Annotated in this window: 18 protein-coding genes; 8 read left to right on the top strand and 10 right to left on the bottom strand. The window is 77.6% G+C overall.

Annotation, left to right across the window (positions count from 1 at the left end; all coding sequences use genetic code 11):
• Nucleotides 1-243 precede the first annotated feature (243 nt).
• The 5 genes from WDV85_RS03515 to WDV85_RS03495 all read left to right on the top strand — a co-directional run bounded on the left by WDV85_RS03515 (nucleotide 244) and on the right by WDV85_RS03495 (nucleotide 4,775).
• Nucleotides 244-1,005, top strand: coding sequence for a response regulator transcription factor (locus WDV85_RS03515; protein ID WP_339569294.1), 762 nt, complete (start codon nucleotides 244-246; stop codon nucleotides 1,003-1,005).
• 16 nt (nucleotides 1,006-1,021) lie between these two features.
• The gene (locus WDV85_RS03510; protein ID WP_339569293.1) at nucleotides 1,022-2,560 is read left to right on the top strand and encodes a sensor histidine kinase; all 1,539 of its coding nucleotides are present in this window, start codon (nucleotides 1,022-1,024) and stop codon (nucleotides 2,558-2,560) included.
• A 230-nt stretch (nucleotides 2,561-2,790) separates the two neighbouring features.
• Nucleotides 2,791-3,054: a hypothetical protein gene (locus tag WDV85_RS03505; protein WP_339569292.1), complete on the top strand. Its 264-nt coding sequence runs from the start codon at nucleotides 2,791-2,793 to the stop codon at nucleotides 3,052-3,054.
• Nucleotides 3,055-3,142: 88 nt separating this feature from the next.
• Nucleotides 3,143-3,760 (top strand): DUF47 domain-containing protein, encoded by a 618-nt coding sequence (locus tag WDV85_RS03500; protein WP_339569291.1) that lies wholly within the window; start codon nucleotides 3,143-3,145, stop codon nucleotides 3,758-3,760.
• 4 nt (nucleotides 3,761-3,764) lie between these two features.
• Nucleotides 3,765-4,775: an inorganic phosphate transporter gene (locus WDV85_RS03495; RefSeq protein ID WP_339569290.1), complete on the top strand. Its 1,011-nt coding sequence runs from the start codon at nucleotides 3,765-3,767 to the stop codon at nucleotides 4,773-4,775.
• 114 nt (nucleotides 4,776-4,889) lie between these two features.
• Here WDV85_RS03495 and pstB read toward each other — a convergent pair whose 3' ends face one another.
• From pstB to WDV85_RS03445, 10 genes are all read right to left on the bottom strand, one after another.
• Nucleotides 4,890-5,669 (bottom strand): phosphate ABC transporter ATP-binding protein PstB, encoded by a 780-nt coding sequence (gene pstB, locus WDV85_RS03490; RefSeq protein WP_171202746.1) that lies wholly within the window; start codon nucleotides 5,667-5,669, stop codon nucleotides 4,890-4,892.
• A 95-nt stretch (nucleotides 5,670-5,764) separates the two neighbouring features.
• Nucleotides 5,765-6,784, bottom strand: a complete 1,020-nt coding sequence (gene pstA / locus WDV85_RS03485; RefSeq protein WP_339569289.1) for a phosphate ABC transporter permease PstA — start codon at nucleotides 6,782-6,784, stop codon at nucleotides 5,765-5,767.
• A 98-nt stretch (nucleotides 6,785-6,882) separates the two neighbouring features.
• The gene (pstC, locus tag WDV85_RS03480) at nucleotides 6,883-7,815 is read right to left on the bottom strand and encodes a phosphate ABC transporter permease subunit PstC (protein ID WP_339569288.1); all 933 of its coding nucleotides are present in this window, start codon (nucleotides 7,813-7,815) and stop codon (nucleotides 6,883-6,885) included.
• A 14-nt stretch (nucleotides 7,816-7,829) separates the two neighbouring features.
• Nucleotides 7,830-8,960 carry a phosphate ABC transporter substrate-binding protein PstS gene (gene pstS, locus WDV85_RS03475; protein ID WP_339569287.1) on the bottom strand — a complete coding sequence of 377 codons (1,131 nt, stop codon included), beginning with the start codon at nucleotides 8,958-8,960 and terminating at the stop codon, nucleotides 7,830-7,832.
• Nucleotides 8,961-9,210: 250 nt separating this feature from the next.
• A complete protein-coding gene (locus tag WDV85_RS03470) occupies nucleotides 9,211-10,278 on the bottom strand; it encodes an NUDIX hydrolase (RefSeq protein WP_339569286.1) in 1,068 nt (355 codons plus the stop codon).
• 254 nt (nucleotides 10,279-10,532) lie between these two features.
• Nucleotides 10,533-12,671: an RNA degradosome polyphosphate kinase gene (locus tag WDV85_RS03465; RefSeq protein WP_445263190.1), complete on the bottom strand. Its 2,139-nt coding sequence runs from the start codon at nucleotides 12,669-12,671 to the stop codon at nucleotides 10,533-10,535.
• Nucleotides 12,672-12,997: 326 nt separating this feature from the next.
• The gene (gene mshD / locus WDV85_RS03460; RefSeq protein WP_339569284.1) at nucleotides 12,998-14,062 is read right to left on the bottom strand and encodes a mycothiol synthase; all 1,065 of its coding nucleotides are present in this window, start codon (nucleotides 14,060-14,062) and stop codon (nucleotides 12,998-13,000) included.
• Between the two features lie 58 nt (nucleotides 14,063-14,120).
• A complete protein-coding gene (locus WDV85_RS03455; RefSeq protein WP_445263189.1) occupies nucleotides 14,121-15,860 on the bottom strand; it encodes an MFS transporter in 1,740 nt (579 codons plus the stop codon).
• A gap of 155 nt (nucleotides 15,861-16,015) precedes the next feature.
• Nucleotides 16,016-16,657, bottom strand: a complete 642-nt coding sequence (locus WDV85_RS03450; protein WP_339569282.1) for a MarR family winged helix-turn-helix transcriptional regulator — start codon at nucleotides 16,655-16,657, stop codon at nucleotides 16,016-16,018.
• A gap of 190 nt (nucleotides 16,658-16,847) precedes the next feature.
• Nucleotides 16,848-17,558, bottom strand: coding sequence for a response regulator transcription factor (locus tag WDV85_RS03445; RefSeq protein ID WP_298802025.1), 711 nt, complete (start codon nucleotides 17,556-17,558; stop codon nucleotides 16,848-16,850).
• 133 nt (nucleotides 17,559-17,691) lie between these two features.
• Here WDV85_RS03445 and WDV85_RS03440 point away from each other — a divergent pair, with 133 nt between their 5' ends.
• Genes WDV85_RS03440 through WDV85_RS03430 form a run of 3 tightly spaced genes read left to right on the top strand, consistent with a single transcriptional unit; the run spans nucleotide 17,692 to nucleotide 20,597 of the window.
• Nucleotides 17,692-18,456: a hypothetical protein gene (locus tag WDV85_RS03440; RefSeq protein WP_339569281.1), complete on the top strand. Its 765-nt coding sequence runs from the start codon at nucleotides 17,692-17,694 to the stop codon at nucleotides 18,454-18,456.
• A complete protein-coding gene (locus WDV85_RS03435) occupies nucleotides 18,453-19,067 on the top strand; it encodes an arsenate reductase/protein-tyrosine-phosphatase family protein (RefSeq protein WP_339569280.1) in 615 nt (204 codons plus the stop codon). The genes WDV85_RS03440 and WDV85_RS03435 overlap by 4 nt, the downstream gene beginning before the upstream one ends.
• A gap of 6 nt (nucleotides 19,068-19,073) precedes the next feature.
• Entirely contained in the window at nucleotides 19,074-20,597 is a 1,524-nt protein-coding gene (locus tag WDV85_RS03430; protein ID WP_339569279.1) for a sensor histidine kinase, read from the top strand.
• Nucleotides 20,598-20,720 lie beyond the last annotated feature (123 nt).

Genomic DNA, 20,720 nt, shown 5'->3' with positions numbered 1-20,720 from the left:
GTCCCCCCCCCGGGGCGGGCCCCACGGGTCCGGGGCCCGCCGTCCGACGCCCCTCCGAGGTCCGCCGAGTCCGACGTCGCACGCCGAGTCCGACGTCGCGACGGCCCGGAGCCGTGACGTCCCGGCCGGACGTCGGACTCGAGCCCCGACGTCGGACTCGGCGCCTGTCCTCCCGGCCGCACGCACAGGAGGCTCACAGCCGGCACCCGGCTGCGGGCGAGCCGGGGGGAGCACGCTCGGTCCATGACCGCCGCCCCCGCCCACCGGCCGATGCAGCGCCTCGACGGCAGCCCGCTGCGCGTCCTCGTCGTCGACGACGAGCAGAACCTCACCGAGCTGCTGGCGATGGCGCTGAAGTACGAGGGCTGGGAGGTGCGGACGGCCCCGGACGGCGCGCAGGCGCTGCGCGAGGCGCGCAGCTGGCGCCCCGACGCCGTCGTGCTCGACGTCATGCTCCCCGACCTCGACGGCCTCGAGGTGCTCCGCCGCCTGCGGGCCGACGCCGCCGAGGACGTCCCGGTGCTCTTCCTCACGGCGAAGGACGCCGTCGAGGACCGCGTCGCAGGGCTGACGGCGGGCGGCGACGACTACGTCACCAAGCCGTTCAGCCTCGAGGAGCTCGTCGCGCGGCTGCGGGGGCTGCTGCGCCGGACGGCGGCGCACGCCTCCGCCCCGGACGGGGTCCTCGTCGTGGGGGACCTCGTGCTCGACGAGGACAGCCACGAGGTCACCCGCGCCGGCGCCGAGGTGCGCCTCACGGCGACGGAGTTCGAGCTGCTCCGCTACCTCATGCGCAACCCGCGCCGGGTGCTGTCCAAGGCGCAGATCCTCGACCGCGTGTGGCGGTACGACTTCGGCGGCCAGGCCAACGTCGTCGAGCTCTACGTCTCGTACCTGCGGCGCAAGATCGACGCCGGCCGGGCGCCGATGATCCACACCCTGCGCGGCGCCGGCTACGTCCTCAAGCCCGCGGCCGCGGACCCGCCCGCTGCGGTCGGGGCCTGAGGCGGCGGGCCGGTCCGTGCGTCGCACCCGCTCCCTGCGCGCCCGGCTGCTGGCCGGCGTCGGCGCCGTCCTCGTCGTCGTCCTGCTCACGACGGGCGGGCTGACGCTGCTCGTCGTCCACCACGTCCTCGTCGACCGGGTGGACGCCCAGGTGGTTAGCCAGGCCGCGCAGAGCGCCGGGGTGCTGGGCGCGCGCCCCGGGGGGCCGCCCGGTGGGCCGTCGCAGGGCGGCCCCGCCGGTGAGGAGGCGAGGGAGGGGCTCGGCTTCCTGCTCGTCGGCCTGCCCGTCGGCTCGGTCGGCGCGCGCGTCGAGGACGGGGCGGTGCGGGCGGCGTCCCTCGCCGGCACCGGCGGCGTCCCGCGGCTCGACGTCTGGACCGACGAGCAGGCCGCCGCGCTCGGGCGGGCGGGCCCGGAGCCGTCCACCGTGGACGTGCCGGGGCGCGGCGACTACCGGGTGGTCACCGCGAGCGCGGGCGACGGCGGCGTCGTCGTGGGCCAGCCGCTGGCCGAGACGACGACGGTGGTCAGCCAGCTCGCCGTGGCGGCGCTGCTGCTGGCCGCCCTCGGCATCGTGGCCGCCGTCCTCGCGAGCCGCGCCGTCCTCGCCCGCGGGCTCGCGCCGCTGCGGCGCGTCGCGGCCACGGCCACCCGCGTGTCCGGCCTGCCGCTGGACCGCGGCGAGGTCGACCTCGCGGTGCGCGTGCCGGAGCGCGACACCGACCCGCGCACCGAGGTGGGCCAGGTCGGCGCCGCCCTGGACCGGCTGCTCGTGCACGTCGCCGCCGCGCTCTCGGCCCGGCACCGCAGCGAGACGCAGGTCCGCCAGTTCGTCGCCGACGCCAGCCACGAGCTGCGCACGCCGCTGGCCTCCGTCCGCGGGTACGCCGAGCTGGCCCGCCGCCACGAGGCCGACCTGCCGCCCGAGGTCGCCCACGCCCTCGAGCGCGTGGAGAGCCAGGCGACCCGCATGTCCGGGCTCGTCGAGGACCTGCTGCTCCTCGCGCGCCTCGACGCCGGTCGCCCCCTCGAGCGCGAGGTCGTCGAGCTGCCCCTGCTCGTCGTCGACGCCGTGAGCGACGCGCGCGTCACCGCCCCCGACCACCGCTGGCGGCTGGACCTGCCGGGGCCGGCCGAGGAGGAGGGGGCCGACGAGCAGGAGGGGCCCGCGGACGAGGACGCCGGCGGCGCGGCGTCCCTGGCGGTCCGCGGCGACGCCGCCCGGCTGCAGCAGGTGCTCGCCGCCCTGCTCGCCAACGCGCGCACGCACACCCCGCCGGGCACCACCGTCACCGCACGCGTGCGCGCGCGCCCCGGCGAGGTCGAGGTCGTCGTCGAGGACGACGGCCCGGGCGTCGACCCGGCCGTCCTCCCGGAGGTGTTCGAGCGCTTCGCCCGCGCGGACACCTCCCGCTCGCGCGCCGCCGGCAGCACCGGCCTCGGCCTCGCCATCGCCCGCGCCGTCGTGACCGCGCACGGCGGGACGGTCGACGTCGAGTCCGCGCCCGGGCGCACCGCCTTCCGGGTGGCCCTGCCCGCGGCCGCGGCCCGATGACGCGGACGCGACCGGTGCGCCGGTGCCGTCCGCGCGCACCCGACGAGGACTCGCCCGGAGTGGGCCACGGCGCGACCGGCTCCGGCGTACGGTGCCGCCAGCGCTCGGCGCCCCGGTCCCCGGGGCGGCGCGCGCCCGGCGGACCGGGGGGACCCGCCGGCCCCAGGGTGCGGCGTCCTCCGACGCCGCACCCGGCACCGAGGCGGTACGGGGGAGAGCGGGAGAGGCGCGTGGAGCAGCACCGGGCACCGGCGCGGGTGCGGGCGGGCGTGGGCCGGTCCGCGCGGACGGGCGCCCTCGACCCGACCCCGGGGACCGGCAGCCTGGGCGATGCGGCCCTGGCCGACGAGATCGAGCTGTACGGCGCCGTCGTCGTCGCCGCGTCCGAGAAGGACGGCTCCCTCACCGACGACGAGATCGACGCGGCGCTCGGCGTCCCGCCGGTGCGCCGCGGCGGCTCGCGCAGGCCCGAGGGCGCCGACGCGAGCGGGTGAGCGGGGCGCCGCGGCCCTCGGCGCGGTGCCCTAGCCTGACGCCCGCTCGTCGGGCGTCCGTCCGGCCCGGACCGGAGGAGGAGGACCCGTGCGCGTGCGCCTGCTCCCGCGCGAGCCCCGCTTCGCCGCCCTCTTCGTCGGCCTCGCCGAGCACGTCCACCGCGGCGCGGAGCTGCTCGCCGAGGTGCTCGCGTCGGCGCCCCCCGAGCGCGACCGGGCCCTCGAGGCGCTGCAGGAGGCCGAGCGGGCCGCCGACGACCAGGTGCACCTCGTCTCCCGGCGCCTCACCTCGACCTTCTCCCCGCCCTTCGCGCGCCGCGACGTGCACGCGCTGGCGCAGGCCCTCGACACCTGCGTCGACGAGATGGCCCTGGCCGGCCAGCTCGTCGCCGCGCAGGGTCCGGCGCCCCTGCCGCCGGCCTTCCTCGACGTGGCCCCGCTGCTCGTGCGCCTCGCCGAGCTGACCCGGCGGGCGATGGCGGACGTCGACGCCGCGGACCGCCTCGCGGAGTACTGGGTCGAGGTCAACCGCCTCGAGAACCGCGCGTGCGCCCTCCTGCTGCGCCTGCGCTCGGAGCTCCTCGACGACGGCGACCTGCGCCGGGCGCTGCGCCTGCGCGACGTGGCCGACGCCCTCCAGCGCTCCGCCGGCGCGTTCGAGCGGCTCGCGCACGTCGTCGAGGTCATCGCGCTCGTGGACCCCTGAGCCGGTGGTCGTCCTCCTCGTCGCCGTCGTCGTGGCCGCGCTGGCCTTCGCCGTGACGAACGGCGTCCACAGCGCGGCGGGCGTCGTCGCCACCTCCGTGGCCACCCGCGCCCTCCCGCCGCGGGTGGCGCTGGCCGTGGCCTCCTCCTTCGTGCTGCTCGGTGGGCTGCTCGGCAGCTCGTTCCTCGTCGTCGGCGTCCCCGACGCCGCCGTCGTGCCGGTGGGCGACGACGGCCTGCGCCTCGTGCTCGCCACCCTCCTCGGGTCGGTGGCCTGGAACCTCCTCACGTGGCGCTGGGGCGTGCCGACCTCGACGACCCAGGCGCTGTTCGGCGGGCTGGCGGGCGCCGCCCTCGCCGCGCCGGACGGCGCCGTGCGCTGGGGCGCCCTCCTCGACGGCGTCGTGCTGCCCGGCCTCGGCGTCGTCGTGGCCGGCGCCCTCGTCGCGGCGGCCCTCGTGCTCGCCCTGCTGTGGCTGCTGCGCGGGGTCATGCCGGCGCGCGCGCACCGCCGCCTCCGGACGGCGCAGGTCGTGGCGGCCGCGGCGACGGCGGTGGGCTCGGGCGTCCTCGACGCCCAGCGGACGGCCGCCGTCGTCGTCACCGGCCTCGTGGCGTCCGGCGTCGGCGTCCCCGCCGACGCCCTCGGCGGGCGGCCCGCCTGGACGGTCGTCGTCGTGGCGCTCGCCCTGGCCGCGGGCGTGCTCGTGGGCGGGCGGCGGATCGTCCGGACGGTGGGGGAGCGCCTCGTGCCGCTGTCGCCGACGGCCGCGCTCGCCGCCCAGGCGACGACGGCGCTGCTGCTCCACTCCGCCGCCGTGGTGCTGCGGGCGCCGGTGTCGACGTCGCTGTCCATCACCTCGGCCGTCGTGGGCGCGGGGGCGGTGCCCGGGGTGCGGCGGGTGCGCTGGCGCGTGCTGGGCCGCGTCGTCGCCGCCTGGGTGGCCACCGTGCCGGCGGCGGGCGCCCTGGCCTGGCTCGCGCACGAGGCGCTGCTGCTCCTCTCCCGCGGCTGACGGCCCCGGCCGGACGCGCCTCCGGTCGTGAGCCGCGGACGTGGCCTCCGACGCGAGCAGGGCCCGACGCGCGTGGCGTCGGGCCCTGCTCGGGGGTGGGGCGGGCAGGGCGAGTCAGCCGAAGCGGCCGCTCACGTAGTCCTCCGTCGCCTTGACCGACGGGTTGGAGAAGATCGTGTCGGTGGCGTCCATCTCGACGAGCTTGCCGGGCTTGCCGGTGCCCTCGATGTTGAAGAAGCCGGTGCGGTCGGAGACCCGCGAGGCCTGCTGCATGTTGTGGGTCACGATGACGATCGTGTACTCCTTCTTCAGCTCCCCCATGAGGTCCTCGATCGCGAGGGTGGAGATGGGGTCGAGCGCGGAGCAGGGCTCGTCCATGAGGAGCACCTGGGGCTGCACCGCGATGGCGCGGGCGATGCACAGGCGCTGCTGCTGGCCGCCGGACAGGCCGGCGCCGGGGCGGTCCAGGCGGTCCTGGACCTCCTTCCAGAGGTTGGCGCCCCGCAGCGAGTGCTCGACGACCGCGTCGGCCTCCGAGCGCTTGAGGCGCTTGTTGTTGAGGCGCATGCCCGCGAGGACGTTGTCGTAGATCGACATCGTCGGGAACGGGTTGGGGTTCTGGAAGACCATGCCGACGGAGCGCCGGACGGCCACCGGGTCGACGCCGGGCCCGTAGAGGTCCTGGCCGTCGAGGACGACCTTGCCCTCGACGCGGGCGCCGGGGATGACCTCGTGCATGCGGTTGAGGGAGCGCAGGAAGGTCGACTTGCCGCAGCCGGAGGGCCCGATGAGCGCCGTGATGCTCCGCGGCTTGATCTCCATCGTGACCTTCTCGACCGCGAGGAAGGAGCCGTAGTAGATGTCGAGGTCGGAGACGTCGATCTGGCGGCTCATGACTGCTCCTGCGGATCGGGGGGTGGGCCGGTCGCGGCCGCCTGAGTCCTGCTGCTCGGTGCGGGCGGGCCTGGTGAAGATGCTCATGCTGCCTCTCAGCGGGTCTTGGGCGCCAGGGCGCGGGCCAGCACGCGCGCGGCCACGTTGAGGACCATCACGAAGATGATGAGGAGCAGCGCGCTGGTCCACGCCCGGTCGATGAAGGCCTGGGCGGGGATGCCGGGCGCCGTGATCTGGTAGTAGGCGAAGACCGGCAGGACGGGCATGCGCCCCTCGAAGGGGTTGAGGTTCGTCGACGCCGTCAAGCCGACCGTGACGAGCAGGGGGGCCGTCTCGCCCATGACGCGGGCGACCGCGATGACGACGCCGCTCGCGATCCCGGAGGCGGCGGTGGGAAGCACGACCTTGACGATGGTCCGCCACTTCGGGACGCCGAGGGCGTAGCTCGACTCGCGCAGGCGCGCGGGGACGATGCGCAGCATCTCCTCGACGGCCCGCACGACGATGGGGATCATCAGCACGGACAGCGCGACGGACCCCATGATGCCGATCCGCAGGCCCGGTCCGAAGATCAGCGTGAAGAGGGCCAGGGAGAAGAGCCCGGCGACGATGGACGGGATGCCCGTCATCACGTCGACGAGGAAGGTGACCACCCTGGACAGGCGGTTGTCGCCCCCGTACTCGACGAGGTAGATCGCCGTCATGGTGCCGATGGGGACGGAGATCAGGGTGGCGACGCCCGTGACGATGAGCGTCCCCATGATGGCGTGGTAGGCCCCACCGCCCTCACCGATGACCCCGTACATGGACTGGGTGAAGAAGGCGGCGTCGAAGCGCGCCATGCCCCGGGAGACGGTCGTCCAGACCACGGACACCAGCGGCAGCAGTGCGACGACGAAGGCCGTCGTCACGAGCGCCGTGACGAAGCGGTCGGTCGCGGCGCGCTCGCCCTCGACCACCCGGGACGCCACGACGAACGCGGCGATGCCCACCACCGCCCCGATGATCACGGCCAGGGCGACGTGCAGGTCCGTCACCGCGACGAGCGCCGCCGCCACCAGGAGTGCGAGCCCCGCGGCGGCGGGGCCGGCCCAGCGCGGCAGGGAACCGTGCATGGAGGCAGCCAGCGAGGGGGGCTGGTAGCGAGACAGAGCGTCGACGTCGGGGGTCCCGGGCTCGCGCTGGTCGGTCCCGGTCGGGGTCTGCGAGGCCATCAGGAGGATCCGCCCTTCTGCCGGGTGACCATGGCGCGCGCTGCGAAGTTGACGGCGAAGGTGAGCACGAAGAGCAGCAGGCCAGCGGCGATGAGCTCGGCCAGGCGGAGCCCCGTCGCCTCGGGGAAGTTGAGGGCGATCTCCGCCGCGATGGTCGGCGGGTTGCCGGAGTTGATGAGGTTGAAGCTCACGCCGCCGGAGGCCGACAGCACCAGCGTCACCGCCATCGTCTCGCCGAGCGCTCGGCCGAGGCCGAGCATCGAGGCGCTGATGACGCCCGAGCGCCCGTACGGGATGACCGCGTACTTGATCATCTCCCAGCGGGTCGCTCCCAGCGCGAGGGCGGCCTCCTCGTGGAGCCGCGGGGTCTGGAGGAAGACCTCGCGCGAGAGCGCCGAGACGATCGGCAGGATCATCACCGCGAGGACGAGGGACGCCGTGAGGATCGTCCGTCCTGTCGAGGAGGCGGGGCCGGCGAAGAGGGGGATCCAGCCGAGGTTCTCGGCGAGCCACTGGTAGAGCGGCACGAGGGCGAGAGCCAGGACCTGCACTCCCCAGAAGCCGTAGACGATGCTCGGGACCGCGGCGAGCAGGTCGACGACGTAGCCGAGCGCCTGCGACAGCCGGCGGGGGGCGTAGTGGGAGATGAACAGGGCGATGCCGACGGCGACGGGCACCGCGAGGACCATCGCGAGGACCGCCGTGATGAGCGTGCCGAAGAGGATGGGCCACAGGTAGACGACCAGCCCTTCGCCGCCCGAGATGTTCCCCGAGGGCGCGACGAGGGCCGGGTACGCCTCGGCGAGGAGGAACAGGGCGACGCCGGCGAGGACGACGAGGATGAGGACGGCGCTCGCCGCCGCCGTCCCGGAGAAGACCTTGTCCCCGGGACGGCGGCGGCTGCCCGTGAGGGCGGGCGTGGTGGTGGTCACCTGGGTGGCGCTCCTCAGCTACCGGTCACGAGCTCGAGCGAGTCCATGATGTCGGAGCGGAGCTGCTCGGAGATGGGCGCGTTGCCGGCCTGCTCCGCAGCGGCCTGCTGGCCCTCCTCCGAGGCGACGTAGCCGATGAAGGCGGCGACGGCCTCGCCGACGGCCGGGTCCTCGTAGCCCTTGCAGGCGATCTGGTAGCTGACGAGGACGATCGGGTACGTGCCCGCCTCCGCGGTCGTGCGGTCGAGGTCGATGGCGATGTCGCCCTCGGGGCGGCCCTCGACGCGCGTCGAGTTGTCGAGGATGGCGGCCGCGGCCTCGGGCGTCGGGCCGACGAACTCCCCGCCCACCTGGATCGTGGCCGCGGACAGGCCGCTGCTCTCGACCTGGCTCGCGTCGGCGTAGCCGATGGTGCCGCTGCCGTTGGAGACCGCCTGGACGACGCCGGCCGTGCCCTGAGCGGCCTCGCCGCCCGCGACGGGCCAGGTCTCGACGACGCCGTAGGTCCACGCGTCGGGCGCGGCGGCGTCGAGGTACTCGGTGAAGTTCTCCGTCGTCCCGGAGTCGTCCGAGCGGTTGACGGGGGTGATGGGCTCTGCCGGCAGCTCGGCGTCGGGGTTGAGCTCGGCGATGGCCGGGTCGTCCCACGTGGTGATGTCCTGCGCCATGATCCCGGCGAGGACGGCGGGGGAGAGCTGCAGGTCCTCGACACCCTCGAGGTTGTAGGCGATGGCGATGGGGGAGACGTACACCGGCAGGTCGATGGCGCCGTCGGTGCAGCGCTCGTCGGCCTCCGCCAACTCCTCGTCGTCCAGGTAGGCGTCGGAGCCGGCGAAGTCGACGCCGCCGGACAGGAACTGGGTGCGGCCGTCGCCCGAGCCGACGGGCTGGTAGTTGACCGCCGTACCCTCGGCCTCCTGGAAGTTGACCGACCAGGCCTGGAACGCGGCCTGCTGGGTGCTCGCGCCGGCACCGTTGATGGTGCTCGCCGCGTCTCCGCCGGAGGTGCTCCCGCCGGTCGAGCCGCCGCCGGAGCCGCTGCCGGGCTCGTTGCTGGCGCTGCAGGCGGCGAGGGTGAGCGCGAGGGCCGCGGCCGACGTGGTCGCGAGGGCGGCGCGGGCCGCGCGCGTGGTGGAGCTGCGCATCAGGGAAGGGCCTCTCGTCGAAGGGCGGCCGGTGGGCCGTCGGGCGGCAGGGGGATCCCCGCCGACGTCCCGGACGGTAGGGAGGGCAGGTGTCAGGACCCCTGGGCGACGGTGAACCAGGGGTGAACGACGCGTGGCCGGAGGCCCGAGGTGCCGCAGGTCGACCACGCTCCGACGCGTCGACCACGCACAGCGACGAAAGCGGGCGACGAGCCTCCCACGGGACGGCCTGGTCCGGAAGAGGCGCCGCTCACGGCTGGGGAGCGTGCCGCTCGACGGCGACGACGCGCCCCGAGCGCCGCGAGACGTGGGCCACCAGCGCCTCCCCGGGGGCGAGGAAGGGGTCCGTGGCGGGGATGGCGGCGCCCGCCCCGGTGCCGGCCGCCGCACGCCCGGCCAGGGCCCCGAGCAGGGTGCCGAGAACGGGGCGGTGCGTGCAGACGACGACGGGCCGGCCCTTGTCGACGAGGTGGCCGACGTAGCGCGCCACCTTGTCGGGGTCGCGGCGGTGCGCCGACTCCGTGAGCCGGCCCTTGGTGCGCAGGCCGACCCCGGAGTCCTCGACGAAGGGCCGCACGGTCTGCAGGCAGCGCTCCCAGGGGCTCGAGACGACGCGCGCCGGCCCCCGCGCGGCGAGCAGCGGCACGAGCTGCTTCGCCTCGCGGCGGCCGGAGGCCACGAGGGGGCGGTCGGCCTCGTCGTGGGCCCACACGGTGGTGGGGCGGGCGTGCCCGTGGCGCACGACGATGAGGGCCCACGTGTCGAGGCAGCCGTCCTCGTGGAGCGCCGCGAGCGCGCGCAGCTGCACCTGGTCGCCCCGGCGCGTGAGCCGGCGGTTCGCCTCGTCGACGTCCACCCACTCGGTCCGGTCGACCTCCCGGGGGCGCGGCGGGCGCGGCAGGCCGCCGGCGGGAGCCGGTGCGGCCCAGTAGGCCACGTGCTTGACGACGCGGTCGCCGCTGCCGCCGAGGACGTACCGCGCCGCGGGCAGCGGCTGCCCGAGCACGACGCGCAGCCCGGTCTCCTCGGCCACCTCGCGCACGGCCGCGGCCACGGCGGACTCGCCCGGGTCGAGCTTGCCCTTGGGGAAGGACCAGTCGTCGTAGGCCGGCCGGTGCACGAGCGCGACCTGCAGGCGCCCCGAGCGGACCCGCCACACGAGGGCGCCGGCGGCGCGCACCGGGTCCGTGCGGCCGGCCGAGGGGCCGTCGGGCTCGGCGGAGGCCGCGTCGTCGGTGCTGCCCCGGAGCGGGTGCGGCTGCGGCGCAGCGCTTCTCGCCGCCGGGGGCGTGCTCGTCCGCGGCGCGGGCGGGGGCACCGCCGCGAGGGGGGCTCGTCCTCGGTCGGGTCCCGGGCGGGGTCGGGGCGCGGGGTCCATCCGCCGATGCTGCCACCCCGGCGGCCCGGCTCCCGCCGGGGCCGAGGGCGGGCGGGGGGACCCGGTGGCCCCGTGCGGCGCCGGCGGCCGGGGGGCGGCCCGCCGACCCGGCGGCGGAGCGGGCCGCGGGGCGGGCGGCGGGGAAGGACGGGGCGCCGGCCTCCCCCCGCCCGGGGGCGGCGCGCCCTGCGGGCTCAGGACCGCCCGGCGGGGGCGTGCCGCCGCTCCAGCAGGTGCTGCTGCACGTCCAGCAGGCGCTTCCCGTCGGCGTCGTGGCTGTGGCGCTCCCACGTGCCGTCGGGCCCGAGGTGCCAGGACGCCGTGCCGTCGTCCGCCTGGAGCTCGAGGTACTCGAGCAGCTCGGCGACCTCGGCGCCGTCGTCGATCTTCACCAGCGCCTCGACGCGGCGGTCGAGGTTGCGGTGCATCATGTCGGCGCTCCCGATCCACACCTCGGGGGTGCCGCCGGCCGCGAAGGCGAAGATGCGGCTGTGCTCGAGGTAGCGCCCGAGCACGGAGCGCACGCGCACCGTCTCCGAGAGCCCGGGGATGCCCGGCCGCAGGGCGCAGATGCCGCGGACGACGACGGTGACGGGCACCCCGGCGCGCGAGGCGCGGTAGAGCGCGTCGATGACGGTCTCGTCGACCATCGAGTTGACCTTGACCATCACCTCCGCCGGCCGGCCGGCGCGGTGGTGCTCGACCTCCCGCTCGATGCGCTCGACGAGGCCCGCGCGCAGGGAGCGGGGCGCCACGAGCAGCCGCGAGAAGGTCGTGCGGGGCGCGTACCCCGACAGCTGGTTGAAGAGCTTGGTGACGTCTTCGCCGACGGTCTCGTCCGCGGTGAGCAGCCCCATGTCCTCGTAGAGCCGCGCCGTCTTCGGGTTGTAGTTGCCCGTGCCGATGTGGCAGTAGCGGCGCAGCCCGTCGCGCTCCTGGCGCACGACGAGGCAGAGCTTGGCGTGCGTCTTGAGGCCCACGATGCCGTAGACGACGTGGACGCCGGCCTGCTCGAGCTTGCGGGCCCACGAGATGTTGGCCTGCTCGTCGAAGCGCGCCTTGATCTCCACGAGGGCGACGACCTGCTTGCCGGCGTCGGCGGCGTCGATGAGCGCGTCGACGATCGGGGAGTCCCCGCTCGTGCGGTACAGGGTCTGCTTGATCGCGAGGACGTCCGGGTCGGCCGCCGCCTGCTGCAGGAACTCCTGGACGCTCGTCGAGAAGGCGTCGTAGGGGTGGTGCAGGAGGATGTCGTGCTTGCGCACGGCGGTGAAGACGTCGCCGGGAGAAGCGGTCTCGCGCCCGTCGGTGAGCAGGTGGTGCGTGCGGGAGACGGCCTTCGGGTAGTGCAGCTCCGGCCGGTCGAGGTCGGCGACGGCGTTGAGGCACCGCAGGTCGAGGGGGGCGGGCAGCTCGTAGACCTCGCTGCCGCGCACGCCCAGCTCGCGCACGAGGAGCTCGCGCACGTGCTCGTCGGTGTCGTCGGCGACCTCGAGGCGGACGGGCGGGCCGAAGCGCCGCCGCAGCAGCTCCTTCTCCAGCGCCTGGAGGATGTTCTCGGCGTCGTCCTCCTCGACCTCGAGGTCCTCGTTGCGGGTGACGCGGAACGCCGAGCTGGCGACCACGGTCATGCCCGGGAAGAGCTGGTCGAGGTGGGCGCCGATGAGCTCCTCGAGCGGCAGGAAGCGTACGGACGCCGGAGCGCCGCGCGCGCCGGCGTCGTCGTCGTCGTCCACCGGGACCAGCCGGGGCAGCAGCGGCGGCACCTTGACGCGGGCGAAGTGCTCGGTGCCCGTCGAGGGGTTGCGCGCGACGACGGCGAGGTTGAGCGAGAGCCCCGAGATGTAGGGGAAGGGGTGCGCCGGGTCGACCGCCAGCGGCGTGAGCACGGGGAAGACCTGGCGCGAGAAGAAGGTCCCGAGGCCGGCGCGCTCCTCGTCGTCGAGCTCCTCCCAGCGCACGAGGCGGATCCCCGCGTCCACGAGCCGGGGGCGGACGACCTCGGAGTGCACGCGCGCGTGGCGCTCCATGAGCTCGTGGGCGCGGCGGGAGATCTGCGAGAGCACCTCCCGCGGCTGCAGCCCCGAGGCGGCCGTGACGGCGAGGCCCGTGGCGATGCGGCGCTTGAGGCCGGCCACGCGGACCATGAAGAACTCGTCGAGGTTCGAGGCGAAGATGGCGAGGAAGCGGGCCCGCTCGAGCAGGGGGAGGTCGTCGTCCTCCGCGAGCTGCAGCACCCGGTCGTTGAAGGCGAGCCACGACAGCTCGCGGTCGAGGAACCGGTCGTCGGGCAGCGGCTCGTCGTCGCCGGCGGCGGCGCCCGGGACGGGCATGGGCGCCGCGTCGCCGAGGTGGGCGGCCGTCTCCGTGTCGAGCGTCCGGGAGGCGCCCGCGCGGGCGCCGTCGTCGAGCTCCGCCGCGGCGTCGGGTCGGGCGGCGAGGCCCTCGCCGCTGGTGGCGGTCGCGCCGGGGCCCTGGTCGGTCGACGTGGTCACCTCCCTCATGGTGCCACCGGCCCCCCCGGTCGGCGCCTCCGCGGACGGGGGCGCGGACGGCGGCGAGGGGGCCGGTCGAGGTGGTGCGGCGGCCGGCCGGGCCGGTGCGGCGGGCGACCCGGCGCGCTGCTGACGTCGCCGGCGGCGCTCGCGGCGGCCCGCGCTCACGGGCGCCCCGCGGTCGCCGCGGTCGCCGGCGCCTCGACGACGACGTCCGCGCCGGAGCGCTCGAAGCCGAGCCGACGGTAGACGGCGAGCGCCGCCGCGTTGTCGGCCTCCACGTAGAGCTCGACGCGGCGCACGCCCCGGCCCCGCAGGTGGTGCAGCCCGGCGAGGGTGACGAGGCGCCCGACGCCCCGGCCCTGGGCGGAGGGGTCGACGCCGACGACGTAGACCTCGCCGACCGGCGCGGCCCCCTCCTCGGCGGCTCCGCCCCCGAGCTCGTCATCCGCGGGCGTCGTCTTCGTCCAGTGCGAGCCGAGCAGCGCGCCGGTGCGCTCGTCCTCGGCCAGCAGGAGCCCGGCGGCGTCGAACCAGGGCTCGGCCTCGCGGGCGCGGACGTCCTCGAGGGTCCACGCGCCCTGCTCGGGGTGGTCGGCGAAGGCCCGCGCGTTGACGGCGAGCCAGGCCTCCTCGTCGCGCCCGGGCTCGAAGGAGCGCAGGCGCACGCCGTCGACCTCCGGGAGCGGGGGCAGGGGCGCGGAGAGGTCGGCCTCCATCGTGAGGAGCTCGCGCACGCGCGCGAGGCCCGCCCCCCGGGCCAGCGCCGCGGCGGCGGGCAGGTCGCCGTGCATCCACAGGCGCAGCGCCCGCTCGCCGCGCGCCGCGAGGGCCGCCTCGAGCAGCGCCCGCCCGGTCCCGCGGCCGCGGGCGGCCGGGTCGACGACGAGCTCGCCGACGAGGGCGCCCGCCGACCCGGCGCCCTCCCCGCCGGGCTCCGGCACGAGGAGGCCGTAGCCGACGAGGCGCCCGTCGCGGCGGGCGAGCAGGTGCTGCAGGTGCGGCTCGCCCGCGCGCAGCTGCAGCAGGCCCTGCTCGGAGACCGGCGGCGTCCCGTCGGCGCGGGCGGCGGCCGCCACGAGCGCGAGGACGGCGTCCACCTCGCCCGGCGCGAGGGCCGGGGCGAGGTGGACGCCGTCGGGGGCCGCGGTGCCGCTGGGCCGGGCGTCCCCGGGCCGGGCCCCGTGGGGAGGCGCGTCACCGGGAGGGACGGGGGGCTGGTCGCTCACGGCCAGCCACCCTAGGGACGGACCGCCCGTCGGGGTCGTCCGACGGGCGGCGCCGCGCTCAGGCGCCCGTCGTGCTCGGCTGCCGCTCCGCCGCGTCGGCGTCCCCGTCAGGACCAGGGTCCACGGCCGTCGGCGCCGCGTGGCGTCCCCGGGGGCCGGGGGCGTCGTCCGCCGCGGTCGACCCCGCGTCGGCGGCGTCGACCGGCGCGGCGAGGTCGGCGTGACGGCCGAGCGGCGCCCCGCCGTCGGCGGGGGCCTCGGTGGCGCCGGCGGTCGACGCGTCGGCTGCCGGACGAGCGACGTCCACGGTGGTGCGCAGCGGCACCTCGCGGATGAGGCTGACGGCCACGAGCGTGACGACGGCGACCGCCGCCGCGACGAGGAAGATGCGCCCGGTGGCGTCGCCGTAGGAGGCGCGGACGACCTCGGCGACCGGGGCCGGGAGCGCGGCGAGGTCGAGGCTGCCGCCGCCGGAGCCGCCGGAGCCGCCGCCGCTGCCCGTGACGACGCCGAGGTCGGCGAGGCCCTGGGTGGTGAGGTCGGCGACGCGGGTGGCGAGCACCGAGCCGAGCACGGAGACGCCGATGGTGCCGCCGAGGGTGCGGAAGAAGGCGACCGAGCTCGAGGCCGAGCCGATGTCCTTGAGCGCCACGGTGTTCTGCACGGCGAGGACGGTGTTCTGCATGAGGCAGCCGGTGCCGAGCCCGATGAGGGAGATGAAGACGCCCACATGCCACAGCGGCGTGAGGTGGTCCACGGTGCCCATGAGCGACAGCCCGGTGATCATGATGAGCGCACCGCCGACGAGGAACCGCTTCCAGCGGCCGTAGCGGGTGATGAGGCGTCCGGAGACGATGGTGCCCACGAGGGAGCCCGCAACGTTCGGCAGCGTGAGCAGGCCCGCGTCGAAGGCGCTGTAGCCGCGGGCGGTCTGGAAGTACTGCCCGAGGAAGACGCTCGACCCGAAGAGCGCGATGCCGACGGCGACGCTCGCGACGACGGCCAGCGCCGTCGTGCGCTCCTTGAGCACGCCCAGCGGGATGATCGGCTCGGCGGCCCGCTGCTCGACGAGGACGAGGGCGGCGCACAGCGCCAGCCCGCCGCCCACCATCGCGGCGGTCTGCCAGGAGGCCCAGGCGAAGGAGTCGCCGACGAAGGAGACCCAGACGAGCAGCAGGCTCACGCCCGTGGAGAGCAGCACGGCGCCCGGCCAGTCGATGCGGGGGCGTCGCTTGCTCTCGACGAGGACGAGCGTGCGCTGGATGAGCACGAGGGCGACGACGGCGAGGGGCACGCAGGCGAAGAAGGTCCAGCGCCAGCTGACGACACCGACGATGGCGCCGCCGGCGAGCGGCCCGCCGGACATGGCGACGGCCATGACGGCGCCCATGTAGCCGGAGTAGCGGCCGCGCTGCCGGGGCGGGATGACCGACCCGATGATGGCGACGACCAGCGCCGTCAGGCCGCCCATGCCGACGCCCTGGACGACCCGGGCCGCGATGAGCTGCGACACGTCCTGGGAGACGCCGGCGACCACCGAGCCGACGACGAAGACGACGAGCGAGAGCTGGACGAGGAGCTTCTTGCTGAAGAGGTCGGCGAGCTTGCCCCACAGGGGCGTGGAGACGGCGTTGGCGAGCAGCGCCGCCGTGACCACCCAGGTGTAGGCGGTCTGGGTGCCGCCGAGGTCACCGATGATCGTCGGCAGGGCCGTCGCGACGATGGTCGTCGACAGCAGGGCCGTGAAGAGGCCGGCGAGCAGGCCCGCCAGGACCTCGAGCACCTGCCGGTGTGTCATGCCGGGCGCCTCGCCCGTCGGCCCCGCGGGGCTGCCGCCGGGGCCGGGGGCCGGGGGCGGGGCGGAGGAGGACGCCGGGGCGGCGCCGTCGGGGCGCTGCTCCTCCGGGCGCTCGTCGGGGCCGGGGCCCGTGGTCCTCGGGGTGGACAGGACGCTCACGCGCCCACCTCCTGGTCTGCGCGGACGGCGCGGTGGCCGGTCGCTGCGGTCGTCGGGTCGGGGTGGTGCACCGCAGGACGTCGTCGTCCGCCGGGCTCCGGCGGGTGCCGGTGGTCGGGGGTCTCCCGGTGGGAGGTGCCGTGGTCGGGGGGCTGGTGGTCGGGGGTCGCGCGGGCCGTGGGGGAGGCGCCGGAGCGGGCGCCGCCCGCCGCCGCCTCGAGGTCGTGGCGGAGCCGCGCCAGGGAGGCCAGCGCCGCGCGGGCGTCCTGCTCGCTCCACGCGTCGAGGACGCCGCGCAGCCGCTCCGCGCGGGCGCTCGCCGTCGCGGCGAGCAGGGCGTCCCCGTCGGGGGAGGTGCGCACGAGGTGCGCGCGGCCGTCGTCGGGGTCCGCGCGGCGCTCGACGAGGCCGGCCTCCTCCAGGTCCGCCAGCTGGCGGCTCAGCACGGACGGCGAGGCGCCGACGCGGCAGGCGAGGGCGCCGGGGCGCACCTCGCCGGCCTCGGCGAGGAGGGCGAGCACGGCCTCGGCGGCGGCCCCCGCCCGGTCGGAGGCGGGTCGGCGCAGCAGCGCCCGGGTGCTGCGGTGCAGCCCCCGGGCCTCCTCCAGCAGGTCCGCGGCGGTCCTCGCCGAGATCATCGCGCCTCCCCATGTTGCGTGCTGGAAGCAACGATATGCCCCGGGCAACTGTTCCGGCGAACCGGGGCTGCGGGGATCACCCGGACGGGGGGGCGCGGGAGGCGGCGGGGCGAGGACGCGCACCGCAGGAGGGCGGGTGCCGGCGGGGAGCGATCGAGGGGGCGGGGCGGGGGTCCGCCCGTCGGCGGCCTCAGGCGTCGAGCGGCTCGGCGTCGCGGCGGTCGCGGGCCGGGGGGACGAAGCGGTAGCCGACGTTGCGGACGGTGCCGATGAGCTGCTCGTGGTCGGCGCCGAGCTTGGCGCGCAGGCGGCGGACGTGGACGTCGACCGTCCGGGTGCCGCCGAAGTAGTCGTAGCCCCAGACCTCCTGGAGCAGCTGGGCGCGCGTGAAGACGCGGCCCGGGTGCTGCGCGAGGTGCTTGAGGAGCTCGAACTCCTTGTAGGTCAGGTCGAGGACGCGGCCGCGCACGCGGGCCGTGTAGGTGGACTCCTCGACGACGACGTCGCCCGCGCGGATCTCGTCGCTCGCCTCGCCCTCGTCGTCGGCGAGGCGCGCGCGGCCCGTGGCCAGGCGCAGCCGCGCCTCGACCTCGGCCGGGCCGGCGGAGTCGAGGAGGACGTCGTCCATGCCCCAGTCGGCGGCGACGGCGGCGAGGCCCCCCTCGGTGAGGACGAGCAGGAGCGGGCAGGACACGCCCGTGGTGCGCAGCAGGCGCGTGAGGGAGCGGGCGGCCGCGAGCTCGCGCCGGCCGTCGACGAGGACGGCGTCGGCCGACGGCGCGTCGACGAGCACGGACGGCTCCGCGGGCAGCACCCGGACGTGGTGGGCGAGCAGGCCGAGGGCGGGCAGCACCTCGGCCGAGGGGGCGAGGGCGTTGGTCAGCATGAGGAGCTGAGCCACGACCACCTCCTCACCGTGCGGCGTGCGGCGCCCGGCGGGCGCGGGGCGCCGCCCGGGCGGCCCGGTCACCGGCGAGGATAGGGGCCAGGGTCGGGGCGTCTGCGAGGATGCCCGCCGTGAGGAGCTCCGGGCGGTGATCCGCGTCCTGCCCGCCGCCGCCGGCGCCGTCGTCGCCGCGGCCCTCGCCGCGGCCGTGCTCTGGGCCCCCGTGGCCGTGGCGCCGCTGGTGGCCCTGCTGGCCGTCCTCGTGGGCCTCGGGTGGCCCCGCCTGCTCGCGCTGCCCTCGCCCTCGGGCACGAGCGCCGTCGTCGCGGTCGCCGGGGTGGGCGCCACGGCCGCCCTCGTGCTCGGGGGCACGCAGGGCCGCGCCCGCCCCCTGGCGGACCCGAGCGCCGCCGGCGCCGCGGAGGCCGTGCTCGCGGCGCTCGGGATCTCCGTCGTCCTCGCCTTCCTCCACCAGATCCTGCGCCGCGACGGGCGCCCGCGGCTCGCCGAGTCGGTGGCCGGCACCGTCGCCGGGGCCGCCGTCGCGGGCCTCGCCACCGGCTGGCTGTCGGCCGCCGCGCTCCAGCCGGACGTCGTGCTCGTGGGGGCGGGCGGCCTCGCCGCCGCGCTGCTCGTCACGGCGCTGCCGTGGCCGCAGCGGCTCACCGGGGCGCTCGCGCTCGTGGCCGCCGGCGCGGCGGCCGCCGCCGTGGCGGGCCTGCTGCCCGACGTGCGCGCGGTGGAGGCCGCCGTCCTCGGCGTCGCCCTCGCCGTCGTCGTCGGGGCCGTGGACCGCCTGCTCGTGGCGCTGCCGCGGGCGACCTCGCGGCGCCTGTCCGGCACCATCGGGCTCGTGTCCGTGGGCTTGGCCGCCGTGCCGGTGCAGCTGCTCGCGGCGGTGGTCGGGCCGTGAGCCCCACGCTGACCGGGCCCGCGCGCGTCGTCGCCGTGTGCGGGGAGGGCACGTGCCGCTCCCCGATGGTCGAGCGGCTGCTCGCCCCGGCGCTCGGCCCCGGTGCGGAGGTCGTGAGCGCCGGCCTGCGCGCCGCCCCCGGCGCGCCGATGGCCCCGGGCGCCGTGGGCCCCGTGCTCGAGCACGGCGGGTCCGTCGCCGGCTTCTCCGCGCGCCGCGCCGACGCGAGCACCCTGCTGGGCGCCGACCTCGTGCTCGCCCTCACCCGGGCGCACGCCGCCGACGCCGCGCGCCTGGCCCCGCGCGCCGCGCGCTGGACCTTCACCCTGCGCGAGCTCGCCCGCCTGCTCGACGGCGAGCGCGTGCCCGGCCGCGACCCGGCGGCGCGCGTGCGCGCGGCGGCCACCACCGCCGCGCGGCGGCGCGCGGCGGCGCCCCCGCCCCGGCGCCCCGAGGACGACGACGTCCTGGACCCGCTGGCCGGCCCGGCGGGCGGGTTCGCCGACACCGCCGCGGTCGTGGCCGCGGCCGTCGACGCCCTCGCCCGCGCGCTCGGCCCGGGCGCCGACCCCGCGGCCGGGGCCAGGGGCCGCCCGGCCCGGACCGGCTAGGCCGACGTGGCGCCCGACGCCCCGGCGGCGCTCCGCGGCCGTCCCGCCGACGGGTCCGCCGCCGCTCCCGCCGGCGGACCCGGCGCGAGGTCGACCCGCCGGGGGAGCGTCCCCGCGCCGCGACCCACGCCCGTCCAGGGCGGTCTCGAGCGCGGGCGGCACGTCTACACGTCCGTCGTCGTGGTGCTCGAGGTCCTCGTCGTGGCCGCGGCCTTCGCCGCGGCGGCGCTGGCGCCCGACGGCGGCAGCCCGACCGTCGTCGCCGCCGCGGCGGCCACGGCCGCCTGGCTGGTGCTCGCCGTCGTCCACCTCCTGCGGCCGCTGCCCCTGGCGGTGCTGCCGGTCGTCGGCCTCGTCAGCTGCACCGTGCTGCCCGTCCTCGTCGGCTCCGGCACGCCGGGCGAGGCCGACGCGGTGCTGCGGGTGCTCGCCACGGCGGCGTCGGTCGTCCTGTGGTCGCTGGCGGGCGCACCCGGGCCCGTGCGGCCCGTGCTCGCGCGCGCCGTGGCGGGGGGAGGCGCGGCGGCGGCGGTCGTCTGCGTCTCCGCGCACGCGTCGGGGCTGTCCGCACCCGACCTCGTCGGGCCCCTCGTCACGGCCGTCCTCGCCGTCGTCTCGCTCCTCGTCGCCGACCGCAGCGCGCGGCGGGCCGAGCGCTCGCTGGCCGCCCAGCGCGCCGCCGCCGTGGACCTCCTCGTCGCCCGCGACCTCGCGGCCGCGCGCCGGCGCCTCGACGCGCGCCTGCACGACGTCGTCCTCGGCACCCTCGCCGCCCTCGTCACCGCCGACGCGGAGCGCTCCCGCGCGGCGCGCGAGCTGGCCGCCGAGGCGCTCGCCGTGCTCGTCGCCGCCGGGCCGGACGCCGAGCGGGCGGGGGCGGGGGCGTCGCGGCGGGCGGCGGCGGGCGCGGGAGGTCCCGGGGCCGTCGCGTCGGGGGGGCCGGTGGACGGGCTGGCGCCACGGACGGACGGCCACGGCGGGCGGGCCTCCTCACCCGCCGCCGTGGACGCCGGCCCCGTGCGGCCGCCGACCGGCCCGGAGGCCGCGGAGGAGGACGCCGCGGAGCGGCTCGCGGCCGGGCTCGCGCGCCTCGTCGCGCGGGCGGACGCGGAGGGCCTGGCCGTGCAGGTGCGCCGCGAGGACGACGGCGGGGCGCCGGCCCCCGTGCCCGCGCCGCCGGGGGCGGCCGGGGCCGTGGACGCGCTGCTCGGGGCGGTCGGGGAGTGCCTGCGCAACGTCGTGCGGCACGCCGGCACGTCCTCGGCCCTCGTCGTCTGGTCGACCCGCGCGTGCACGGCGCGGGCGCTCGTCGTCGACGCCGGCCGCGGCTTCGACCCCGCGGCCGTGCCCGCGGGATCGCTGGGCCTCGCGCGCTCGGTGCGCGACCGGGTCGAGGACGTCGGCGGGACCGTCGGCGTGCGCTCGCGACCCGGCCGCGGCACGGTCGTCGCGATGGCCGTCCCGCTCGGAGCCGGGGGTCCGCCCGCCGACGGGTCCGTCCGCGGCCGGCGGTCCGGGGGCGCGCCGTGACCCCCGGCGCCCCCGCCGCGCGCCCGGGGCCGGCGGCTCAGGGGTCGGAGGCTCAGGCGTCGCGTCCCGCCGGGGAGGTCCCGGCTGGCCGGGCGCACGACCGGCCGGAGGGCCGCGGGCACG

Origin of the sequence: Pseudokineococcus sp. 5B2Z-1, from assembly GCF_037482305.1 — a bacterium.
GTDB lineage: Bacteria > Actinomycetota > Actinomycetes > Actinomycetales > Quadrisphaeraceae > Pseudokineococcus.
The sequence above is the reverse complement of the archived record's forward strand: the minus strand, read 5'-3'. Positions and strand labels throughout refer to the sequence as shown.